Below are 24789 nucleotides of genomic sequence, written 5' to 3' on the forward strand. Positions count from 1 at the left end.
CCCGTTCCGCAGCCCTTGTTGATCACGTTTCGGTTGCTCCCGAGCAGGTGGAAGCGCGATTTCTTCGCGGGATGCCTGGTGGGACGGCCCGGGTGGGGCGGCCATGCCACACCGGAAGTTCACCCGTACGAGGGAGGCGGCGGAACTGAAACGCAGCACTCTGGCGGCCGGACACCCGCTGGGCTACCGTCGGTAACACCTTGCCGCCTCGGTAGTCCCGCTCGTATCTGCCGCACCATCAGCCCCCCCTTTTCCGGAAGGCAGCCATGGACAACCACAGAGAAAGCTCCGAAGCGCATCACGGACACGGCTCCGAGTCCCCGGCCGGACTCAGCCGCCGCCACGCCCTGACGGTGGCGGGTGGCGTGCTCGCCGGTGCCGCGCTCGCCCAGATGGCGGTCCCGGCCTTCGCCGCCCCCGCGGCGTCGGCGGACGCGGACGCGATCGTGGTGGGCCACGGGCTGGCCGGGCTGGTCGCCACGGCCGAACTGGCCGCGGCGGGGCGCAAGGTGCTGCTCCTTGACCAGGAGCCGGAGAGCAATCTGGGCGGGCAGGCGTTCTGGTCCTTCGGTGGTCTGTTCTTCGTGGACTCCGAGGAACAGCGGCTCATGGGCATCAAGGACTCCCGCGAACTGGCCTGGCAGGACTGGCTGGGCACGGCCGGCTTCGACCGCGGGATCGAGGACCCGGCCGGCCAGGACCACTGGGCGTACAAGTGGGCCGAGGCGTATGTGGACTTCGCCGCCGGAGAGAAGCGGTCCTGGCTGTACGGCCTGGGTGTGCGCTGGTTCCCGATCGTCGGCTGGGCCGAGCGCGGTGGCGGCCTCGCGGACGGCCACGGCAACTCGGTGCCCCGTTTCCATGTCACCTGGGGCACCGGACCGGCCGTCGTCGAGCCGTTCGAGAAGAAGGTGCGGGACGCGGTGGCGGCATCCAAGGTGACCTTCAAGTTCCGGCACCGTGTCGACGGCATCGTGACGACCGGCGGCGCCGTCACCGGCGTACGCGGCGCCATCCTGGAGCCGAGCGACGCCGCACGCGGCAAGCCCAGCTCCCGTACCGTGGTCGGCGACTTCGAACTCCGCGCCCCTGTCGTGATCGTCACCTCAGGGGGCATCGGCGCCAACCACGACCTCGTACGGCAGAACTGGCCGGACCGCCTCGGCACCCCGCCGAAGTTCATGGTCACCGGCGTGCCCGCGCATGTGGACGGCCGCATGCTCGCGATCACCGAGAAGGCGGGCGGCCGGATCGTCAATCCGGACCGGATGTGGCACTACACCGAGGGTCTGCGGAACTACGACCCGATCTGGCCCGGCCATGGCATCCGTATCCTGCCCGGCCCCTCGTCCATGTGGTTCGACGCCACCGGCAAACGCTTCAACACGCCCGACATCCCCGGCTACGACACCCTGCACACCCTCAAGTCGATCACCGACTCCGGCTATGACTACTCCTGGTTCGTCACCACCCAGAAGATCATCGCCAAGGAGTTCGCGCTCTCCGGCTCCGAGCAGAACCCGGACCTCACCGAGAAGAACATCTGGAAACTGCTGTCGCGGATCTGGCAGACCCCGGAGCCGATCGAGAAGTTCAAGGAGAAGGGTGCCGACTTCGTCGTCGCCACCACGCTGCCCGAACTCGTCGCGGGCATGAACAGACTCACCGGCGACAACCTCATCGACCTCGCCGACCTCAAACGGCAGATCGACGCCCGGGACCGGGAGATCGACAATCCGTACACCAAGGACGTCCAGGTCATGGGCATCCGCAACGCGCTCAACTACCCCGGCGACTCGCTCAGCCGCACCGCCCCGGCGCACAAGATCCTGGATTCCGGCGCCGGGCCCCTGATCGCCGTGCGCCTCAACATCCTCACCCGCAAAACCCTCGGCGGCCTCCAGACCGACCTCTCCGGCCGCGTCCTGGACAGCGCCGGAGAGCCCATACCCGGTCTGTACGCGGCCGGAGAAGTCGCGGGATTCGGCGGCGGCGGCGTCCATGGCTACCGCTCCCTGGAGGGCACCTTCCTGGGCGGCTGTCTGTTCTCCGGCCGCCAGACGGGCCGCGCGGCTGCGGCGGCCACCGCGTCCTGAGGCCACCGCCCCCTGACCACGGCCGCCTCAGTCGTACGCCTTCACGCACAGCTGCGTCGCGCCGTCGTCCACCTCCGTGGACCAGTACGTGTTGGAGTCGTACTGCCCGTGGCGGCAGACCTCGGCGCCGGCGCCCGTCGCCCGGTAGATGTCCGTGACGACCAGGATCTCGTTGTACGGGACGGGAACCTTGCGGTCCGTGCAGTTCGGGGACGACAGCATGGCGATGCTGCTGATGGTGTTGCCCTCGTGCTTGGCGAGCAGACAGTCACCCTGGTGGTACTGGCCGGTGAGGCAGAGCGCGGTCCGCTCGCCGCTGCTCGTGGAGTAGTACGACCAGGTGGCCTTGCCCACACCGGTCGGGCAGTCGCCGGTGGTGCCGGTGACCTTCACGCGTGTCCCGTAGCCGCAGGACGTCGTGTTCGGCTCCTCCTCGCTCCAGTCGTACTTGGTGGTGCCGCCGTAGCCGGTGTCGACGACGTCCAGGCAGTCCCCGTACGAGACGGCCTTGAACGCCTCTTCGGTGGGGTCGGGCTCGGGCTCGGGGGAGGTGGTCTCCGGTTCGGGTTCGGTCTCGGTGTCATCGAGGCCGCCGCTCGAAGAGCTGGAGGAACTGGAGGAGCTGTAGCTGTCGGTGCCGCTGTCGCTGTCGTCGTCGGAGGAACCGTCGTCGCCGCTGGTGGTGCCGCTGCTGCTGGAGAGGGTGACATCTGAGGAGGGGCTGCTCTTCGGGGTGTCGTCGTCCTTCTTGTCCCAGGGATGCCAGATCAGGGCGCCGATGACGAGCGCGACCAGGAGCAGAGCGCCCCAGCCCTCCGAGGAACCCGAACTCTTGGCGGGCCGCTTGGCCGCTGCGGGCTTGGGCGGAGCCTTGGGCGTCCATGTCGTGCTGGTGCTCTTGTTCTGGGCGGCGGTCTCGGTCTTCTCGCGCGCTATTCGCTCGCGCTCCTTGCGCTGGTTCTCCTTGCGCTGGCGTTCTTTCCGCTCGCGTTCCTTGCGTTCCTTCTCCTTCCGCTCCCGTTCCTTCCGCTCCCGTTCCTTCCGCTCCTGCTCCTTGCGCTCCCGCTCCCTGCGCCGGCGCTCCTCCTCTTCCTGGCGCGCGAGCTCCCGCGCCTCGGCCTCCGCCTGCTCCTCGGCCTGCGCCTGCACCAAGGCGTCCCGCTGCTTGCGCAGGGCCTCCAGCTGCTCGCGCATCTCGCTGATGGCCTCGTCCGGGCGCTCCGGAGGGCCCTCGGGCCGCACCTGAGTCGGCGCTTCGGCCGCGGCGAAGTCCACTGCCCCGTCGCGCAGTTGACGCCCCTGCTCCGCGTACTCCTCGATCACCGCCGTCCACGCCTGCGGCAGCCTTGGCTCCGCCGACACCTGGTCGACATCGGCGAGGACGTCCCGCAGTACGTCGGACGGGCTGGGACGGCTCTCGGGGTCGACCCGCAGCAAGGGCAGGATCAGCGGTTCCAGCTCCGGCGGCAGCCCGTCCGTATCGAGCTCGCCGCGCTGGACGAGGGCGAGGATGCCGAAGGAGTGGTCGGTCTGTTCGTACGGTGGGCGGCCGACCGCGAGGAAGAAGAGCGTGGCGCCCAGGGAGTACATATCGGACGCGGCGGTGGACTTCCTGCCGCACGCCTGCTCCGGTGATGTGAACGCGAAGGTGCCGATGGTCGTCGTCGAGCTGGTGTGGTCGTGGGCGTGCGAGATGCCGAAGTCGATGAGGCGGGGGCCGTCATGGGGCAGCAGAATGTTCAGGGGTTTGATGTCCCGGTGGACGACCCCCCGACCGTGCAGCTCGATCAGCGCCCGCGCGGCCCCGGCCGCGACCCGGCGCACCGCGTCCGCGGGCAGCGTACCGGCGTTGACGACGAGTTCGCCCAGACTGGGCGCCGGTATGAACTCGATGGCGAGCCACGGGCGCTCCGCCTTGGCGTTGGCGTCGAGCACCGTGGCGGTGTACGCGCTTTCCACCCGCCCCGCCAGCTCCACCTCGCGGGCGAACCGCTCCCGGTCCGGCTTGCTCACGAATCCCTCGGCGAGGAGCGTCTTGACCGCGACGAGCCCGTGGTCCACCACGGTTCCGGTGGGTCCGGCGGGGCCGGCGGCGGTCCCGGGGGCCGCCTGCCGGGCGAGATAGATACGGCCCATTCCGCCGGTGGCGATCCGCCGCAGCAGCCGGTAGGGGCCGAGCCGCGGCGGATCGTTGGATTCGAGTGAGTAGAGCTTCATTCCGGCCATACGGCGTCACTCCCCATGTGCGTCCCCCGTCCGTGCTGTTGCCCGGATGCGCCCCGCGCGCTCTGCGCGCTCGTGCGAATCAGCGATCAAGCCGTGTCAGGGTAGCGGGAGTTACGGAAAACCGTGTTGCCGAAGTGAACGGTGTTGGTGTCAGACCAGATACCGGGAGAAGAACCTCAGCGTGCTGTCCTGTTCGAAGGCCGGGACCTCGCCGTGTTTGCCGGGGTTGGCGTGCAGCGTCTTCTCGGCCGAGGCCAAGGCGTCGAACAGCGCCAGGCTCTGTGCCCGCGGCACTCGCTCATCGTCCCACTGCACCAGGAACTCGACCGGGACGGTGATCCGCGCGGCGTCCTCGGCCGAGGCCAGGGCTCCACCCAGGCCCAACACCGCCGCGCGGACCCGGGGTTCGGCGGCAACGAACGGAACGCCCAGCCCGCACCCCAGCGAGACGCCCCAGTAGCCCACCGGCCCGGTGCCGACATGCTCCAGTTGCTGGACCTCGTCCAGGACGGCCCGCCACTCCGGGACGGTCTGGCGGGCCACGAGCGCCTGGAAGCGGGCGATCAGCGGAGCCAACTCTTCCCCTGCCTCCACGCGCGTCTGGTTGTCGGCCGCGATCCGGCTGAACTCCTCGTGCTGCGGCCGGTCGCCGTGGCTGGGCACATCGACCGCCACCGCCGCGAAACCGCACTCGGCCACCAAACGGTGTGCGAGGGCCAGGATGTCGGGGGCCTTCTTGTGCTGACCGCCACCGTGTCCCAGCAGGATCAGGGGGCGGGTGCCGACGACACCCTCCGGAGTCCACAGCGCGCCGGGAATCTCGCCAAGGGTGAAGAGCTGTTCACAGACGCCGTCGGACGACGTCTCAGAGGTGAAGCGCATAGCGTTTCGGGCCTTTCGGGATGCCTTCTGCGGGCACTCCCTAGGCCATGCGGGAGAGGGAGGCCCAACCTGTCACAGCGTTGATCGGTCTCACCTCCTCGGTCAGCAGTGGTGCACGGCGGCCCTGAAGGTATCACGCGGCCTGATTCGACCTCGCCGGCCCGCGTACGCCGGGGCGAAGGCCGGGCCCACGGGGCCGGCGCGGCAGCGCTTGTGGTCGATGGCGGTTGGAGTGTGTTCAAAAACTCCTCGTGAATGGTTTCGATTGACGCAGGCAACTTGATGTCACGATCGTGGGCGAAGGGATCGCAAACCCCTGGTGTGTGGTATGCGCCGCGGCCCGGATAAAAGACTTGGTCAAGCGGCGGGCGCCCAGGTCCGGGAAATGGTTTGGTCCTTTCCGGGTGTTCCAGGGGCTGCTGGGGTTTCGGGTGGGAATTTGGCAAAGGGACCGGTTCCCCCTCATCTAACGGGAGGCCGGATCCGCACGCCTTCCCTCCGCTTCTGGACCGAATGCTCCTGTGACGACGGCCGACCGCAAGAAGGGGAAGCGCGACATGAGATGGAATGACGTGTATATCGATGCGTCAGGGGTCCGGCTGGGCCGGTTCGAGGACGTATGGCAGGCCGTGGCCGAGGGGCGTTACGACGCCGATGAGTGCAAGACCGACGACCTGGTGAGCGTCAGCGTCGTGGACGACCTCAGCCACGCCGACCTGGCCGTGGAGGCGGGACGGCGCGCCCTGAGCCGTAGCAGCGCAGCTCACGACGGATTCATGCTCGTCGCGCACGTCACCAGCTTCGGCTTCCAGGGCCTGGACCACTGGGCGCCCGCCGCGTACATCCAGTCGCGTACCGTCGGCGGCCGGGCCCCGGCCATCAACCTTCAGCAGGCGTCCAACGGGGGCCTTGGCGCGCTCGACCTCGCGGCGGCCTATGTGGCGGCGGGCGGGCCGGCCGGCGCCGCGCTCATCACCACCAGCGACAAGTACCAGCTGCCGATGTACGACCGGTACCGCTCGGACAAGAGGGCGCCGCGGGGCGACGGGGCCACGGCGCTGGTGCTGAAGCGCGGCTCGGGCGTGGCCAAGCTGCTGTCCACCGCGGTGATCTGCGACACCACGCACGAAGGCGCGTACCGGGGGGCGAGCCCATGGGCGACCGCCGCGGGCGAGCACGGATGGCCGGTCAGCCTGCGGCAGCGCTTCAAGGAGTACCTGAGCAGCAGCGGAGTGGAGGTCGCGGACACGGCCAAGGCGGGCGCCGCCGGACAGCAGCTGGTCATGGAGCTGGCGATGGGCGAGGCGGGTGTCGGCCTCAAGGACGTCGCCCGGTTCGTGTACCCGCACGCCGGGCGGGCGGTGATCGACTGGGACGAGGTCAAGAAGATCGCCGGCATCGACGTCGAACAGACCAACTGGGAGTTCGGCCGCAGGCTCGGCCATCTGGGGGCGGGCGACCAGTTCGCCGGCGTCAACCACCTCTTGGAGACCAAGGCCGTCAAACCGGGCGACATCGTCGTGCTGTCCAGCGTCGGCCACGGATACACCTTCGGCTGCGCCGTCCTGGAGATCGTGACGGAGCCGGAGTGGCCGGAGGAGAGCAGCTGACGGGACGTCGCCGTGCCATGCGTATCCGGTCGCGCATCAGCGCCGGCCCGGGTGCGCAGGGCACGGTGAGGCGGTCATGATGACGACTGGTTGCTCCCATTTCTGTGTTTCTGGCGGAAAGTTAAGCAGCCGCCGCTGTTGTTTTCATTGATCCCATGACAGGCCTGATTTTCCCCGACGCCTGGGATGGGGGTTTGCGGGGGTGGCCGCTGATATCACGTTCCGTTCGTCCGTCTGAATGGAACATCACTCTGCGTTCATTGATCTGACTCGGTGCGGTGGGTAGCGTTGCCGACGACCCAGGGGTTCTTCCAAGTTATGCGTAGGCAGTCCTTGACCCGGATTGCTGCTGGTTTGCGGCTGTTTTGGGATCGATATCTACTTCACGGGGATGGATACCGATGGCGGATGGGCCGATGTTCTCTGAATCTTTTACCGTAACCACGGAAAATCCTTTGCTGCGCGGTCATGTGGTCCACGGGCGCAATCTCCTGCCCGGCGTGGGCTATGTGGATCTGGTGCTGCAGGTCCTCGCCCGCCACGGCCATCCCATGCCGGACGTCGAGCTGCGGAACCTCACCATCCTCGCCCCGCTTGTCGCCGCCCCGGGGGAGGGGGCCCTGATGGTCGTCGAGGGGCGTCCCGCGGCCAAGGGCGGCTGGCGGATCGAGGTCCGCAGCCGCAGCCGGCGGGACGCCGCGGATGCGGATGCGGATGTCGTGCACGCGGTGGTGGCCGCACACCGGCGCACTCCGTCGGCCTTCCCTGGCCGGCTGACGCTGCCGCTCACCGGCGGGCATCGGGCCACCCAACTCGCCGATCTTTACGGCTGGTTACGCCAGAACGACCTCGTCCACTCGGGCCTGATGAAGATCGACGGCGTGGTGCACCACTGCCCCGAGGACTGGGTCGTCGAGCTGGAGCTCCCCCCGGAGTCCCGGGACACGGCGGACGCCTTCCTCTTCCACCCGGCGCTCTTCGAATCGGGGCTGCTCGGCGGCAGCATCGGCAGCCACATGCTGTATCAGGGCACCGAGGGCGAGGGGCTTTATCTGCCGCTGGTGTTCGAGTCGTTCCGCGCATCGGCCCCGCTGGGCAGCCGCTGCTTCGTCAGGGTTCCGGCCGCATCGGTGCACCGGGACGATGAACTCATCCGGCTGGGAGTGGAGTTCTACGACGCCAACGGGACGAAGATCGCGGAGGTCGGGCGGCTCACGGCCAAGCGGGTACGGGCCGTCGAGGCGCTCGACGTATGGGGCGAGCCCGGCCGTGAGCCCGCCCGTGAGCCCGTCTCCGGGTCTGTCCCCGGGGGGGTCCGCGAGCCCGCGTCCGTGGCTGCCACCTCGGTTTCGGCCCCGGCCGGGCGGGCCGCGCTGACCACGTTGTGTGAACTCGTCTCGGCGCGGCTGGAGGTTCCCCCGGAGCGGATCGATATCCACGGGGGCTTCTACGAGTTGGGCCTGGCCTCGGCGGATCTGCTGTCCCTGGTGCCCCGCCTGGAGGACCGGCTGTCCCTGACGCTCTCGCCCACCATCACCTTCGAGTACCGGTCGATCGCCGACCTGGCGGCCCGGCTCGAGGAACTGGTCGTCGAGCAGGGCGGCGCGGCCGCGTCCGTGGCGGGGGACGACGCCGAGGAATCGACCCGTGGCGCGGTGGTCGAGGAGGTCTGCGCACTGCTGGCCGTGGACGCCGACGAGGTGGATCCCGACGACGAGTTCGCGGAGTTCGGCCTCGATATGACCGGCCTCGCCCAGCTGGCCGCCCGGCTGAACGACCGCCTGGGGCTGGCGCTCACCTCCGCCACCTTCCTCAAGCACCGGACCGTACGGGCCCTCGTACACCACCTCGTCGCCCAGGGCTCCAGTCCCGCCCCGGAGGTGAACGGTGGGCCCGCCACCCACGACGGCCGGGCAGAGCCGCGTCCGCATCCGATGCTGCACCGCGCCGTGCCGGACGGCGACGACGTCGCGTATCGCACACACTTCGACGGCAGCGAGCCGTTCCTGCGGGACCACCGGGTACGTGGCGCCCGTATCCTCCCCGCGGTCGCGCAGCTGGAGATGGCGCGCGCGGCGGTCGAGCACGCCGCGGGCCACGCCGACGCCGACCGCGTACGGCTGGACGACATCGTGTGGCAGCGGCCCGCCACCTGCGGCCCCGACGGGCTGGACCTCCAGGTGAGCGTACGTACGCTGCCGGGGTCCCGCTGGGAGTACACGATCCACAGCGTGGCCGGCGATGGCGAGCTCACCCCGTGCGGCAAGGGCCGGGCGAGCCTCCCGGACACCACGGACCGCGCGCTGCCGCCCCTGGACGCGCTGCGCGCCGCCTGCGCCGAGCGGTCGCTGCCCGCCGCCGAGCTGTACGACCTGTACGCCCGGGTGGGCATGGACTACGGCCCCGCCCAGCGCTCCCTGGTGCGCCTGGGCCTGGGCAGCGACGCGGCGGGCCGCCCCCAGGTGCTGGCCGAACTCAGCCTGCCCGACGCGGCGGGGCCCGGCGACGGTCTGTGGTTGCATCCGAGCATCACCGACGGCGCCCTGCAGGCCGTCGTCGGTTTACGGATGGCCGTGGCGGACCCCGACGGGCAGGCGGACGCCCGCGCCGCGCTGCCGTTCGCGCTACGGCATATGCAGGCGCTCGCCGCCACCCCGGCACGGGCGTACGCCTGGATCCGGCAGCGGCCGGGGGGCGGCGCCGCGTCGGCGGAGCTGGACATCACCGTGTTCGACGAACACGGCCGGGTGTGCGCGGAGCTGATCGGGCTGACCACCCGCGCTCTGGCGGACGCCCCCCAGGCCACCGCCCCCCACACCGTCCCCCAGGCCGCCCCCAACATGGCCCCTCAGGCCACTCCTCAGGCCGCTCCTCGGGCTGCCGAGGACACGCGCCCGGCGCATATGGACCACCCCGCGACCGATATCGCCATCGTCGGCCTCAGCGGCCGCTACCCCATGTCGCCCGACCTGGACGTGTTCTGGCGCAACCTCCGCTCCGGCCGCGACTGCGTCCGCGAGGTGCCGGCCGAGCGCTGGGACCACCGCCGGTACGCCGACATCGGCGGCTCCTCGTCGGGCCGGTGGGGTGGCTTCCTGGACGAGATCGACCGCTTCGACCCGCTGTTCTTCCAGATATCCATGCACGAGGCCGAACTCCTCGACCCCCAGGAGCGGCTGTTCCTCCAGTGCGCCCACCACGCGCTCGAGGACGCCGGATACACCGGGGAACTGCTGGCCCGGGCCGCCGCCGAGCCGGACGGCGCCGCCGCGGCCGTCGCGCCGCCCGGCAGGGTCGGCGTCTTCGTCGGCCTGATGTACCAGGAGTACCAGCTCTACGGCGCGCAGGCGCAGGAGCGCGGCCAGGCCATCGCGCTGTCGGGCAGCGCGTCCTCGGTCGCCAACCGGGTGTCGTACGTCTACGACTTCAACGGGCCCAGCGTCGCCGTGGACACCATGTGCTCGTCCTCGCTGACCGCCATCCACCTGGCCTGCGAGGCGATCAAGAGCGGGCAGTGCGAGACGGCCCTCGCCGGGGGCGTGAACATCCACTCGCACCCCAACAAGTTCCTGCTGCTCAGCCAGCGCCGGTTCCTCTCCAGCGACGGCCGCTGCCGCAGCTTCGGCGAGGGCGGCGACGGCTATGTGCCCGGCGAGGGCGTCGGCGCGGTCGTCCTCAAACCCCTGGAGCGGGCCGTCGCCGACGGCGACCACATCTACGGCGTGATCAAGGGGACGGCACTCAACCATGGCGGCCGGACCTCGGGCTACTCGGTGCCCTCCCCGGCCGCGCAGGGCGAGGTCATCGCCGAGGCGCTGACCGCCGCGGGCGTCGATCCGCGCATGCTCAGCTACGTGGAGGCGCACGGCACCGGGACCGCCCTCGGCGACCCGCTCGAAGTGGCGGGCCTGGCCAAGGCGTTCACGGCTCAAGGCGCACTGCCGGAGCACTGCGCGATCGGCTCGGTGAAGTCGAACATCGGCCACTGCGAGGGCGCGGCCGGCATCGCGGGGGTCACCAAAGTGCTGCTGCAGATGCGCCACGGGGAACTGGTGCCGAGCCTGCACTCCGCCACGCTCAACCCGCATATCGACTTCGCGGACACGCCCCTGCGGGTGCAGCGGCAGCTGGAACCCTGGCGCCGGCCCGAGGTGGAGATCGACGGGGAGCGGCGGACGGCGCCGCGTATCGCGGGCGTGTCCGGCTTCGGCGCGGGCGGTTCCAACGTCCACGTCGTCATCGCCGAGTATGCGCCGACCGCCCCGCGCCCGGCGGTGCCTGCCACCGACGGGCGGCCCGTGCTGCTGGTTCTCTCCGCGCAGAGCGAGGAGCAACTTGTCGAGCAGGCCCGGCGGCTGCACGCCCGGCTGGCCGAACTCGACGACGACGCGCTCCCGGACGTCGCCTGGACCCTCCAGGCGGGCCGGATGGCGCTGGACGAGCGGCTGGCCTTCGCCGCGACCTCGACGGCGGAGGCCAGGGCCCGCCTGGAGTCGTTCCTCGCCGACCCGGCGCGGCCCGGCGCCTGGACGCGCGGCTCGGTCCGCGTCAGCGCCCCGGCGGCGGATGACGCGCTCGGCGCGGCCGTGGCGAACTGGACCGGGCGCGGTGCGTACGAGGGGCTGCTGCGCCAGTGGGCCGCCGGGGCCTCCGTCCGGTGGGAGACGCTGTACGCCACGGCCCCGCCCGCCCGGCGCATCAGCCTGCCCGGCTACCCCTTCGCGCGCGACCGCTGCTGGTACGACCTGGGCCCCGCCGACGCTACGGCCCGCCCCCTCGCCACCGCGGACGCGCCCGGGCTGGAAACGTCGGCGCCCCGGCCGCGGGATGCTGCGGTCGAGGGCGCGGAGATGCTGCTGTTACGCCCCGTATGGTCCGCCCAGGAGGCCGAGACCACCGCGGCGGCCACGGGAGAGGCGTTCGCCGAGCACCATGTGGCGGTGGTCGGCAGCCTGGCGGCGGGGGCGGCCGAGGCGCTGCGGGCCGCGCTGCCCGCCGCCACCGCCGTTACGTTCGTGGACCCCGGCGACGGGCCGCTGGACCGGCAGTACGCCCGGGCCGCGGAGCGGTTGTTCACGGTGGTCCGCGATCTGCTGGCGGGTGGCGTGCGGCGGCCGGTGCTGCTCCAGGTCGCGCTGGTCGGCGCGGCCGGCACGGTCGGCGCGGATGCCGAGCTGGGGCGGCTGGCCTGCTTCGGCGGGCTGGCGGGGCTGCTGAAGACGGCCCAGCTGGAGAATCCGCTGCTGCGCACCCAGTTCGTCGAGTGCCTGGACGGGGCGGCCCCGGCCACCGTGGCCGCCCGTCTGCTGGCCGAGGCGCTGTCGTCCGGCGATGCGGAGCCGTCGTCGGGTGGCGTGGAGCCGGAGGTGCGCCACCGCGACGGCCGCCGACAGGTGGCCCGGTGGGAGGAGATCGCGTCCGCCCGCCCCGCGGCCACGCCGTGGCGGGAAGGTGGCGTCTACCTGATCACCGGGGGCGCCGGTGGCCTCGGCAGGGTCGTGGCGCATGAGATCGCCGCCTCGGTCGGCCACGCCACCGTCGTCCTCACCGGCCGCTCGCCGCTGGGCGAGGAGCGGCGGGGTGCGCTCGACGCCCTCCGGGCGGCGGGGCTGACGGTCGACTACCAGCGCGCCGACGTGGCCGACCGGGACGCGGTCGCCCGGTTGCTGGCCCATGTGGCCGACAACCACGGCCCGTTGACGGGCATCGTGCACAGCGCCGGGGTCATCGACGACGCGTATCTGCTCCGCAAGGACCCCGGGACGCCGGCGCGCGTACTGGCCCCGAAGGTCGCCGGGCTGGTCAACCTCGACGAGCTGAGCCGGGACCAGCCGCTCGAGGTGTTCCTGTGCTTCTCGTCGATCGCCGGGGCCTTCGGCAACGCCGGGCAGGCCGACTATGCCGCGGGCAACGCGTTCATGGCCGCGTACGCCACGTACCGCAACCGCCTGGTCGATGCCGGGGTGTGCCACGGCAGGACCGTCTCGATCGACTGGCCGCTGTGGGAAGAAGGCGGTATGGGAGGCGACGCCGTCCGGGAGAACCTGGACAGCGTTGGCCTGGCGCCACTGGACACCGCTCGCGGGCTGGCGGCGCTGCGCTGCGCCATGGCCCCGGAGGACAACGGCCTGGCGGACGGCAGGCTGCTGGTCGTCGTCGGCGAACGCGACCGGCTGCCGAGGACGCTGACCGGCGGCGGAGAGCCGCGGGCCGAGTCCGCCGGCAGCGCGGACCGTGACCCCGTCGCTCATGGTGGCGGGTCCGGGGCGGATCGCGTGTTGGAGGACCGGGCGGTCGGCCATCTGCGGCAGCTGTTGGCGTCGTCGCTGGGGCTCGCCGCCGAACGGCTGGCCCCGGACGCTCCGCTGGAGCGGTACGGGATGGACTCGGTGATCGCGATAAATGTGATCGCGCGGTTGGAGGAGTCGTTCGGACCGCTGTCGCGGACGTTGTTGTTCGAGGCGGAGTCGGTGCGGGAGCTGGCCCGGTACTTCATCGAGGACCACCTGGAGGCGCTACGGGCGCTGCTCGGTGTGCCCGCACCCGTACCTGTGCCCGAGCCCGAGCCCGTGCTCGTACCCGCACCTGTGCCGGAGCGGGTGGTGGCGCGCGAGCGTGAGGTGGCCGCGGTCGCGCCACGCAGCGGTGGCAGCGGCGGCAGCGGTGGCCGTGGTGAGGCTGGTCAGGACGTTGCGATCATCAGCCTCAGTGGGCGCTATCCGCAGGCGGAGGACGTCGAGGCGCTGTGGGCCCGGCTGCGGGAGGGCACGGACTGTGTGACGCAGGTTCCGGCCGACCGGTGGGATGGCGCGGCGGAGCCCGGTGCGGATGGCGGGTGGCCGGGCGTGTGGGGTGGATTCCTGGACGGGGTGGATCGGTTCGATCCGTTGCACTTCGGGATCTCGCCACGGGAGGCGGCGGCGATGGATCCGCAGCAGCGGTTGTTCCTGGAGACGGTGTGGCACCTGCTGGAGCGGGGTGGGGTGACACAGGAGGTCATCGAGCGGCGCTACCGGCGGCGGGTGGGTGTGTATGTGGGTGCGGCGTATCAGATGTACCGGGCTGAGGAGTCCGATCGGGCGCTGGCGGCGGTGACATCGGCGTCCTCGTACAACATGATCGCCAACCGGGTCTCGCACTTCTTCGGCCTGGAGGGGCCGAGCATGGCGGTGGACGCCATGTGTGCGTCCTCGGCCATGGCGATCCATATGGCGTGTGTGGACTTGCAGCGGGGTGACACGGAGCTGGCGGTGGCCGGTGGCATCAATCTGACGGTCCATCCGGACAAGTATCTGGCGCTGGCGGAGTTGCAGCTGTTGGGCAGTGGTCCGGACAGCCGTAGCTTCCGTGCCGGCGATGGCTATCTGCCGGCCGAGGCGGTGGGTGCGGTGCTGCTCAAGCCGCTGGACGCGGCGGTGCGCGACGGCGATGAGATCCATGCGGTGATCAGGGGGACCGCGTCGGTGCACGGGGGCCGGTCGAATGGGTTCATGATGCCCAGTCCCCGGGCGCAGGTGGCGGTCATGCGACGGGCGCTGGAGCGGGCGGGGCTCGGGGCGGAGTCCGTCGGGTATGTCGAGGCGGCGGCCAACGGTACGGCGATGGCGGATGAGGTGGAGGTACGTGCCCTGCGGGAGGTGTTCGCGGGGGTGGACGAGCCGGTGGCGGTGGGGACGGTGAAGTCCAACCTCGGCCACCCGGAGGCGGCCTCCGGCATCGCCCAGTTGACCAAGGTCGTGCTGCAACTGCGCCATCAGCAGCTCGCCCCTCTGGTGGCGGCCGGCGTTCCGAATCCGAATCTGGATCTGGACGGAACGGCGTTGCGGCTGTGCGAGACGCTGTCGGACTGGGAGCCCCGGGGCGAGGCCGACGCCGCGGCGCCGCGGCGTGCGCTGGTCAACTCGGTGGCGGCGGGTGGCAGTCATGTCAGCCTGGTCATCGAGGCACCACCGAGGGTCCACGCCTTCGCGGAAGGTGCACACGACCCCGGACGTCAGCTGGTGGCGGTGTCCGGCCGGACCGCCGAGCGGCTACGGATCGCGGCGCGCAGGCTGCACACGTATCTGGTGGACCACGCGGACACGGTGCGCCTGGCCGATGTCGCGTACACCACGCAGCTGGGCCGCGAGGCCCTGCCCGAACGCCTCGCCGTGGTGGCGGGGTCCACGGAAGGTCTCATCCAGGCGCTGGCCCGTTGTCTGGACGACGACGCCGTGGACGGCCCGCTCCCGGACGCGCCGGTGTACGCGGGCAACGCCGACGGTGGCGCGGGCCCGCTGGCCGGGGTGCTGACCAGTGCCCGGGGCGAGACATTGCTCGCCGGGCTGGTGGCGGACGGCGAGCTGGAGCAGCTGGCCGAGCTGTGGGTCCACGGGGTCGATGTGCCGTGGGCCGGGCTCCACGACGGGCCGCGCCGGCTGGTGCCGCTGCCGACCACCGCATTCGAGTCGGGGCGGTACTGGGTCGGCCGCAAGCCGGTGGCCGCGAGCCCCGCGCCGCCCGGGGCACAGATGGGCGCAGACACCCCGACCGGGCCACACCCGGGCGGGGACGGGGCAGCCGACGCCGCGCGCACCGAACCCCCGGCGGACCGCGGCCTCTCCGAGGCCGAGCGGACCATGGTCGCCGCCTGGTCGGAGGCGCTGGAGATCGACGCCGACCAGCTCGGTCCCGACAGCAACTTCCTGACGCTCGGCGGCAACTCGCTGCTGGCGACCCGGCTGATCAACGGGCTTCAGCAGCAGACCGCCGTGGACCTGCCCGTCCAGGCCGTCTTCAACGCCCCCCGCCTCGCCGACATGGCCGCCGAGCTGGGGCGCCGCACACCGTCCGTGACCACCGCGGCCCTGTCGACGGAGCTCGCCATCATCCCGTCGGCGCCCGAGTCCGTCGGTGAACCCGTCCCCTTGTCGTTCACCCAGCAGCGCCTGTGGTTCCTGGCACAGCTGGACGGGGCCAGCACCGCCGCCTACACCATCCCGATGGCGGTACGGCTGCGCGGACACCTGGACCGCCCGGCGCTGGTGCGCGCGCTGGAGGAGGTGGTGCGGCGCCACGAAGCGCTGCGCACTCGGTTCGTGGACCACGACGGCGTGCCGTATCAGCACATCGGCGACGGCCGCGACTTCGCGGTCCGCGAGGAGGACCTGGCCGACCCCGTCGAGCTGCCGGGGATCTGCGGGCGGGAGGCGGTCGCCCCGTTCGACCTGGAGCGCGGCCCGCTGGTGCGGGCACGGCTGCTGCGCGAGTCCGAGCGCGAACACGTACTGCTGGTCACGATGCACCATGGCGTGTCCGACGGCTGGTCGGCAGGCGTGCTGTACCGCGATCTGGCCGCCCTGTACGAGGCGTTCCGCGCCGGCCGCCCCGCTTCCCTGGAGCCGCTGCCCGTCCAGTACCGCGACTACGCCCACTGGCAGCGCCAGTGGCTGGCGGGCGAGGTGCAGAGCCGCCAGGTGGACTACTGGGCGCGGCAGCTCGCCGGGGTCGATCCACGGCTGACGCTGCCCACGGACCGGGAGCGCCCGCCGATCAAGACGTACCGCGGGGCGCGCGAGAGCTTCCGGTGTCCGGCCGAGCTGGTCGACCAGTTGCGGGAGGTCGGCGCCCGGCACGACGCCACGCTCTATATGACGCTGCTCGCGACCTACCACATCGTGCTGCACCGCTACACCCAGCAGACGGACATCGCCGTCGGCACGGTGGTGGCGAACCGCAACCGCCGCGAGGTGGAGGGGCTGATCGGCTTTTTCGCCAACACCCTGGTGATGCGCGCCGACCTGGCTGACGACCCGGCCTTCGCCGAGCTGCTGACACAGGTGCGGAAGTCCGCGCTGGAGGCGTACGACCACCAGGACGTGCCCTTCGAGGCCGTGGTCGACGCGCTGCGGCTGGAGCGCAGCCTCAGCCACTCGCCCGTCTTCCAGACGATGTTCGTGCTGCAGGAGGCGCAGACCGAGCAGGAGACCCGGCTGGGCGAGGCCGAGGTGCTGCCGGTCGAGTTCGACGTGGACGTCACCAAGTTCGATGTCACGCTCGATCTGCGCGAGACCCCGGACGGGCTGGTCGGCACCGTCGAGTACAACACCGACCTGTACGACGCGGACACCATCCGCCGCTTCGTACGCCACTACACCACCCTCCTCGCCTCCGTCGCCGCCGACCCGCGGGAGAAGGTCTCCCGGCTGGGCCTGCTGGATCAGGCCGAGCGCCGCCGGGTCCTGGTCGAGTGGAACGAGCGGCCGGGTGGTGTGGTGTCGCGGGAGGGGAGTGTTCACGGGTGGTTCGAGGAGGTGGTGGCCGGGTCGCCGGATGCGGTGGCGGTGGAGTACGAGGGTCGGTCGCTGTCGTATGGGGAGCTGAACGCGCGGGCGAATCGGCTGGCGCGTCATCTGCGTGGGCTGGGTGTGGGCCGGGATGTGCTGGTGGCACTGTGCCTGCCGCGCAGCGAGCAACTGCTGGTGTGCGTGCTGGCGGTGCTCAAGGCCGGCGGCGCCTACGTACCGCTGGACCCGGCAGCACCGGTGGAGCGGCTTGCCCATGTGCTGCGGGACAGCGCGCCGCGGGCGCTGGTCGTCGACGGGCGGGTCCCGGAGGGGTTGGACACCGCTGGGACCCCGGTGGTCGACGTACGGGCGGACGTTGCGCAGTGGGACGCTCTGCCGGACGGCGACCTCGCGCCCGCCGAGGTGGGGTCGGCGCCGTCCGACGCGGCGTATGTGATCTACACATCGGGGTCGACCGGTGTGCCCAAGGGCGTGGTGGTGGAGCACCGGAATGTGACGCGGCTGTTCACCGCAACCGAGGGGTGGTTCGGTTTCGGGAGTGAGGATGTGTGGACGCTGTTCCACTCCTTCGCTTTTGACTTCTCGGTGTGGGAGATGTGGGGGGCGCTGCTGCACGGCGGGCGGCTGGTGGTCGTACCGCAGACGGTGACGCGCAACCCGGGGGAGTTCTACGAGCTGCTGTGCTCGGCCGGGGTCACGGTCCTCAGCCAGACCCCGAGCGCCTTCCGGCAGTTGATCGCCGCGCAGGGCGAGGCGGGCGCGCCGCACCGGCTGCGGACGGTGGTGTTCGGTGGTGAGGCGCTGGATGTGGCGGCGCTCGAACCGTGGCTGCGGCGCCCGGTCAACCGGGACACCCAGCTGGTCAACATGTACGGGATCACCGAGACCACCGTCCATGTGACCTACCGGCCACTCACGCCGGCCGACATCCACGGATCGGCGAGCCCGATCGGGGTGCGCATCCCGGATCTGCGGGTGTATGTGCTGGACGGGCAGGGTGAGCCGGTGCCGGTCGGTGCGGTGGGCGAGCTGTACGTGGGTGGCGCGGGCGTGGCCCGTGGCTACCTCAACCGCCCGGAACTGACCGATCAGCGTTTTCTCCCCGACCCGTTCGCAGAGCTGCCCGACGCCCGGATGTACCGGACCGGGGATCTGGTGCGGCAGCGTCCCGATGGCTCGTTGGAGTATGTGGGCCGCAACGACGACCAGGTCAAGATCCGGGGATTCAGGATCGAGCTCGGTGAGATCGAGGCCGCCGTGGGCCGCCACGAGGCGGTGCGCTCATGTGCGGTGGTGACCCGGGAGGACCAGCCGGGCGGCAAGCAGCTGGTGGCGTACGTGGTTCCGGCCGACGGACACCCGGAGCAGGATGTGCGGGCCGAGGAGCTGGGGCGGCATGTGGAGCGGCTGCTGCCGGAGTACATGGTGCCCAGCGCGTACGTCGTCCTTCAGACGCTGCCGTTGACGACGAACGGCAAGCTGGACCGCAAGGCGCTGCCCGCCCCGGGGATCGACGCGTATGCGCGGCGCGAGTACGTGGCCCCGAGCACGGCCACCGAGCGGGCGCTGGCCGCGGTGTGGGCGGAGCTGCTGGGGTTCGACGAGGAGCGCGTCGGCGCGAGCGACAACTTCTTCGAGCTGGGCGGGCATTCGCTGCTGATCACGGTGCTGGTGGCCCGGCTCAAGGAGCTCGGCCACGCGGTGACGGTACGAGACGTGTTCGCCGGCCCGACGCTGGCCCGGCTGGCCGCGGAGATCGACCGAGGCGTGGCGGCGGAGACCTATGAGCCGCCGCCGAACCTGATCCAGGAGGGGTGCGAGCGCATCATCCCCGACCAGCTGCCGCTGGTGGAGCTGGCCCAGGAGCAGATCGACGCCATCGTGGCCACCGTGCCCGCAGGCGCGGCGAATGTTCAGGACATCTACCCGCTGGCCCCCGCGCAGGAGGGCATCCTCTTCCACCATCTGCTGGACCCGGACAACGACCCGTACCTGGTCTCCATCCTCCTGGCCGCCGACGACAAGGCGGCGTGCGACAGATTCACCCGGGCCCTGCAAGCGCTCATCGACCGGCATGACGTCCTGCGCACCGCCGTGCGTACGACCGGGCTGCCCGAGCCCGTGCAGATCGTGCAGCGCACCGCCCGCCTGGCCGTGGAGCGGACCCTGCTGGACCCGGACCAGGACGTCGAGCGGCAGGCGCAGGCCCTGCTGGACCGGCCGCGGGCCCTGGCCGTGGACCAGGCGCCGCTGCTGCGCCTCCTCATCGCCGAGGACCCGCACTCGGACCGCCGCTACCTGCTGCTCAGTGCGCACCACCTCATCGAGGACGCCACCACGCTGCGGCTGTTCCTCCAAGAGCTCGCGATCCATATGGCGGGCCGGACCGAACCGCCGCCCCCGGTCCCGTACCGCGACTTCGTCGCCCACACCCTGCACCGGATGGCGTCGACCGATGCGGATAACCACTTCCGGGCCGCCCTCGGCGATGTGCACGAGCCGACCACGCCGTTCGGGCTGACGAACGTACGGGGCGACGGCCACCGGTACCCGCAGCTGCGCCGCGCCCTGCCCGCGGAGCTCACCCGCGAGATCCGCGCCCAGGCCCAGCGGCTGCGTCTCAGCCCCGCCTGCCTCTTCCACGCCGCGTGGGCGTGTGTGGTGGCCGCGGCCACCGGCCGGGACGATGTCGTCCTGGGCACCGTGATGTCCGGTCGACTGCAGGGCGTGCCCGGGGTGGAGCGGATGCTGGGCAACTTCATCAACACCCTGCCCCTGCGGGTCCGCCTCGCCGGCAAGACCGTGCGGGAGCTGATCGCGGACGTCGACAGCGGGCTCCAGGAGTTGATCGCCCGCGAGCAGACCCCGCTGAGCCTGGCCCAGGCCGGCAGCGGCCTGGGCGGCGACGCGCTGTTCAGCTCGGTCGTCAACGTCCGCCACTTCGAACCGGGCCGCGGCGGCCCGTCCGCCATCGGCCTGGAGGAGCAGGGCATCCACTGGCTGGGGGAGACCGACGCCATCAACTACCCCCTCTCGCTCTCCCTGGACGACTTCGGCAGCGAACTCTCCCTGCATGTGCGGGTGGACGACGCCGTGTCGTGCGAAGCGGTCGTGGACTACGTGGAGACCGCGCTGACCGGCATCGTCGCCGCGCTCGCCACCGACGACGGCACCCGGACCGAAGCGCTCGCCGTCGACGTCCTGCCCGCCGCCGAGCGCCGCCGGGTCCTGGTCGAGTGGAACGAGCGGCCGGGTGGTGTGGTGTCGCGGGAGGGGAGTGTTCACGGGTGGTTCGAGGAGGTGGTGGCCGGGTCGCCGGATGTGGTGGCGGTGGAGTACGAGGGTCGGTCGCTGTCGTATGGGGAGCTGAACGCGCGGGCGAATCGGCTGGCGCGCCATCTGCGTGGGCTGGGTGTGGGCCGGGATGTGCTGGTGGCGCTGTGCCTGCCGCGCAGTGAGCAACTGCTGGTGTGTGTGCTGGCGGTGCTCAAGGCAGGCGGCGCGTATGTGCCCGTCGACCCGGCCGTCCCCGTCGAGCGGCTGCGCTACATCCTCGGCGACAGCACGCCCCGGGTGCTGCTGGTCGACGGATCCGTCCCCGACGGTCTTCACACCCTCGACATCCCGGTGGTCGACATCCACGCCGACGCCGCGGCATGGGAGAGCCTGCCTGACGGCAACCCGGACCACACCGGCGAGGCGCCCACCGACCTCGCCTATGTGATCTACACCTCCGGATCCACCGGCGCGCCCAAGGGCGTGCTGGTGGAGCACCGGAACGTGACGCGGCTGTTCACCGCCACCGACGGCTGGTTCGGCTTCGGGAGCGAGGATGTGTGGACGCTGTTCCACTCCTTCGCCTTCGACTTCTCCGTCTGGGAAATCTGGGGAGCCCTGCTGCACGGCGGGCGGCTGGTCGTCGTACCGCAGGCCGTCACCCGCAATCCGCACGCGTTCTACGAGCTGCTGTGCTCGGCCGGGGTCACGGTCCTCAACCAGACCCCCAGCGCCTTCCGGCAGTTGATCGCCGCGCAGGGCGAGGAGGGTGCCCCGCACCGGCTGCGGACGGTGGTGTTCGGCGGTGAGGCGCTGGACGTGGCGGCGCTCGAACCGTGGCTGCGGCGTCCGGTCAACGGGGACACCCAGCTGGTCAATATGTACGGCATCACCGAAACCACGGTGCATGTCACGTACCGCCCGCTGTCGGTGGCCGACACCGACGGCTCCGCCAGCCCCATCGGGGTGCGCATCCCCGATCTGCGTATCTATGTCCTGGACGGCCGGGGCCGCCAGGTCCCCCTCGGCACCGTCGGCGAACTGCACGTCGGTGGCGCGGGCGTGGCCCGTGGCTACCTCAACCGGCCCGATCTGACCGAGCAGCGCTTCCTCCCCGATCCCTACGGGGGCCGGGCCGGCGCCCGGATGTACCGGACCGGGGACCTGGTGCGGCAGTTGCCCGACGGATCGCTGGAGTACGTCGGGCGCAACGACGACCAGGTCAAGATCCGTGGGTTCCGGATCGAGCTGGGCGAGATCGAGGCCGCACTGGCCCAGCACGAGGCCGTCGCCCACGGCGTGGTCGTCCCACAAGGGTCCGCCGACGGCCGCACCCTGGTCGCCTATCTGCGCCCCGCCCGGCAGTGGCTGGACGCCGCGGCCCAGGAGCAGAACACCCTCCTGCTGGACCAGTGGCAGACGGTCTTCGAGGACGAGTACGCCGGATCCCACGACGAGCACGGCGAGCACCCCGCCGATGACCTCAACCTGGCCGGGTGGGAGAGCAGCTACACCGGCCTGCCCATCCCCGAACCCGACATGCGCGAGTGGATCGACGGCACCGTCCACCGCATCCGCCAACTCCGGCCCGGGCGGCTGCTGGAGATCGGCTGCGGCACCGGGCTCCTGCTCTTCCGCTACGCCGAGGCCTGCCGGGCCGTCCACGCCGTGGACCTGTCGGCCTCCGCGCTGGCCGACGTACGCCGGGGTGTCGAGCGCCGCGGCTGGTCGCATATCACCCTGGCCCAGGGCGACGCCCTCTCGGTGGCCGACCTGCCCGAAGCCGGCTTCGACACCGTCGTCATCAACTCCGTCGCCCAGTACTTCCCCAACCGCCTCTACCTGGAACAGGCCCTCACCCGTATCCTGCCCCTGGTGGCCGACGGCGGCCGCATCCTCATCGGGGACGTCCGCAACCTGGACCTGCTCACCCCCCATCTGATCGCCGTCGAACGCGGCCGCGCCACCGGCCGCACCACCGCCGCCGATCTGACAGTCCAGGTCCAGCGCCGTCGCCGACAGGAGAGCGAACTCCTCTTCAGCCCCACCTACTTCACCCGGCTCCCCGCCCGCTTCCCCGGCCTGGGCAGCGTCGATGTGATGGTCAAACGCGGCGTGGGCGACAACGAAATGCTCGCCTACCGCTACGACGTCATCCTCACCAAAGGCGCCACCACCGCCACCGCCACGGAACCGGACCTGCCGTGGCTCGAAGCCACCACCCCCGCCGAACTGCGCACCCTGCTGGAGGACCCCGCCACCCCCGACCGGTTCGGCGTCACCGGCCTGACCAACCCGCGGATCGCCGACGACATCCGCGTCAGCGACGCCCTCACCCGCTGGGCACCCACCCATGACATCGCCCCCCTACCCGAGGGCACCCGGCTCTCCCCGCTGGCCGCCACCGCTGTCCGCGAGCTGGAAGCCGTGCTGCGCCACGCCGAACACCTCGGCTACCAGACCGCACCCACCTGGTCCCAGGACCGGCCCGACGGCCTGGACCTCATCGTCGGCAAACACGACCTCCCCCGCGTGCAGGCCCGTGCCCCCTACCGCGCCACCCACCTGGCGAACACGGTACGCATCGGCGACCTGGGCCCGGCGATGGCGCGTCTGCTCAAGGAGCATCTGACCACCCGGCTGCCGGAGTACATGGTCCCCGGGGTGTTCATGCTGCTCGAAGAGTTGCCCGTCACCCTCAACGGAAAGGTCGACAAGCGCGCGCTGCCCGCCCCGGACGAAGACGCCGTGGCCAAACAGGAGTACGTCGCCCCGCACACCGACACCCAAGCCACGCTGTGCCGGATCCTGGAAGACGTACTCGGGCTCAGCCGTGTCGGCCTCGAGGACACGTTCTTCGCCCTGGGCGGCCACTCCCTGCTGGCCGTGCGGCTCAATCTGCGGGTGCGGCAGGAGCTGGGGCGCGAACTTCCCCTCCAGCTCATCCTCACCGGCGCCACCGTCGCCGAACTGGCCGCGGCGCTGGAGGGCGGGCAGACCGCAGCGGACGGCGTGCCCCTGATCCCCGCGGTGCCCGTACGGGACGGCGAGGAGGCGCCGCTCGCCCTGCAACAGGGCGATCTGTGGTTCCTCAACCACCCCCGGCACCTGCCCGCGTCGTACGACAACGCCCAGCTGGCGTACCGGATCGACGGCCCGCTGCACCGCGACGCCTTCGTACGCGCCGCCCGCGCGCTCGTGGCACGCCACCCCGTCCTGCGCACCGGCTACGTCCGCCGCGATGGCACCATCACCCAGCGGATGAACGACGCCGCGGGGTTCGAGGCGACCGTCACCGAGCCGATCGCGGACGACAACGCCCTCATCCAGTGGCTGCGCGAGGAGCGGACACGCCCGTTCGCACCGGAGGACCCGTACGCGATCCGTGTCCATCTGGTGCCGGTGGCCGACGAGCGGCACGTCTTCGTCCTCACCCGGCCCTGGGGCGTCTTCGACGGATGGTCGCTGACCATCGTGCTGAGCGAACTGGTCGCGCTGTACCGGCGGCTGTCCGGCGGCGCCGAGCCCGAACTGCCGGACCTGCCGCTCGCGTACGCGGACTTCGCCCGTTGGCAGCGGCAGACGGTCGGGACCGCGGAACTCGACCGGCAGCGCGCCTACTGGCGGCGTCAGCTGGACGGGCTGCCCGCCTGTTTGTCGCTGCGCACCGATCGGCCGCGGGGAGCCGTGAAGTCCTACCGGGGCGCCTCGGTGGACTTCGGTGTGCCCCTCGACGTGCTCACGCGGCTCCGGCAGCTGAGCCAGGAGCACGGCGGCAGCCTCTATATGACGCTGCTGTCGGCGTTCGCCGTGCTGCTTGGCGGCCATTCGGACGACCGCGAGGTGGCGATCGGCTCGCCCGTCAGCCACCGGCCCAGGGCCGAACTGGAGGGGCTGGTCGGATACTTCGTCAACACCCTGGCCATCCGGCTGGACATCGCCCCGGAGCGCCCCTTCACCGAGTTGCTGGCACAGGCCCGGCAGATCACCGCGGAGGCCCATCAGCACAAGGACCTGCCCTTCGCCGAACTGGTCCGCGACCTGGTGCCGGAACCCGACCCGGCACACTCCCCGCTGTTCCAGACCATGGTCAACCTCGTCCCGAACCCGGCGCCCACCGCGGGCGGCGACGACGCGGGCGATCTGCGGATCTCCCCGGTGGACACCGGCTCGCGGACGGCGAAGTACGACCTCAATCTGACAGCGCTGGAAACGGAGTCCGGCCTGAGCGGCTATCTGGAGTACAGCACCGACCTGTTCGCGGACGAGACCGCCGTAAACATGGCGCGCTCCTACGAGCGGCTGCTGCGGAAGATCGCCGCCGACCCCGGTGCGGACCTGGCCCGGCTGCGCGACCGGTGACCAAGCGGCTGTGACGACGGGGGGGGAGGATACGGGACCTGACGCGGGTCC

The 24789-nt window shown here is 71.3% G+C and carries 5 protein-coding genes; 3 read left to right on the forward strand and 2 right to left on the reverse strand.

The features are described from left to right. Positions 1-266: 266 nt before the first annotated feature. Positions 267-2096 carry an FAD-binding dehydrogenase gene (locus tag ACWDSL_RS08055; RefSeq protein ID WP_450482875.1) on the forward strand — a complete coding sequence of 610 codons (1830 nt, stop codon included), beginning with the start codon at positions 267-269 and terminating at the stop codon, positions 2094-2096. Positions 2097-2123: 27 nt separating this feature from the next. Here the strand turns inward: ACWDSL_RS08055 and ACWDSL_RS08060 are convergent, their stop codons facing one another. Together ACWDSL_RS08060 and ACWDSL_RS08065 are read right to left on the reverse strand one after the other, a co-directional pair. Then, complete coding sequence (locus ACWDSL_RS08060; RefSeq protein ID WP_450482877.1) at positions 2124-4322, reverse strand: protein kinase domain-containing protein; 2199 nt, start codon at positions 4320-4322, stop codon at positions 2124-2126. A gap of 150 nt (positions 4323-4472) precedes the next feature. Further along, complete coding sequence (locus tag ACWDSL_RS08065) at positions 4473-5204, reverse strand: dienelactone hydrolase family protein (protein ID WP_450482879.1); 732 nt, start codon at positions 5202-5204, stop codon at positions 4473-4475. A 557-nt stretch (positions 5205-5761) separates the two neighbouring features. On the opposite strand from ACWDSL_RS08065, the gene ACWDSL_RS08070 reads away from it, so the two are divergent. Together ACWDSL_RS08070 and ACWDSL_RS08075 are read left to right on the forward strand one after the other, a co-directional pair. Continuing rightward, positions 5762-6814 (forward strand): ketoacyl-ACP synthase III family protein, encoded by a 1053-nt coding sequence (locus tag ACWDSL_RS08070; protein ID WP_450482881.1) that lies wholly within the window; start codon positions 5762-5764, stop codon positions 6812-6814. A gap of 455 nt (positions 6815-7269) precedes the next feature. Next, the gene (locus ACWDSL_RS08075) at positions 7270-24738 is read left to right on the forward strand and encodes an amino acid adenylation domain-containing protein (protein WP_450482883.1); all 17469 of its coding nucleotides are present in this window, start codon (positions 7270-7272) and stop codon (positions 24736-24738) included. Positions 24739-24789 lie beyond the last annotated feature (51 nt).

The organism is Streptomyces sp. NPDC000941, from assembly GCF_053599555.1.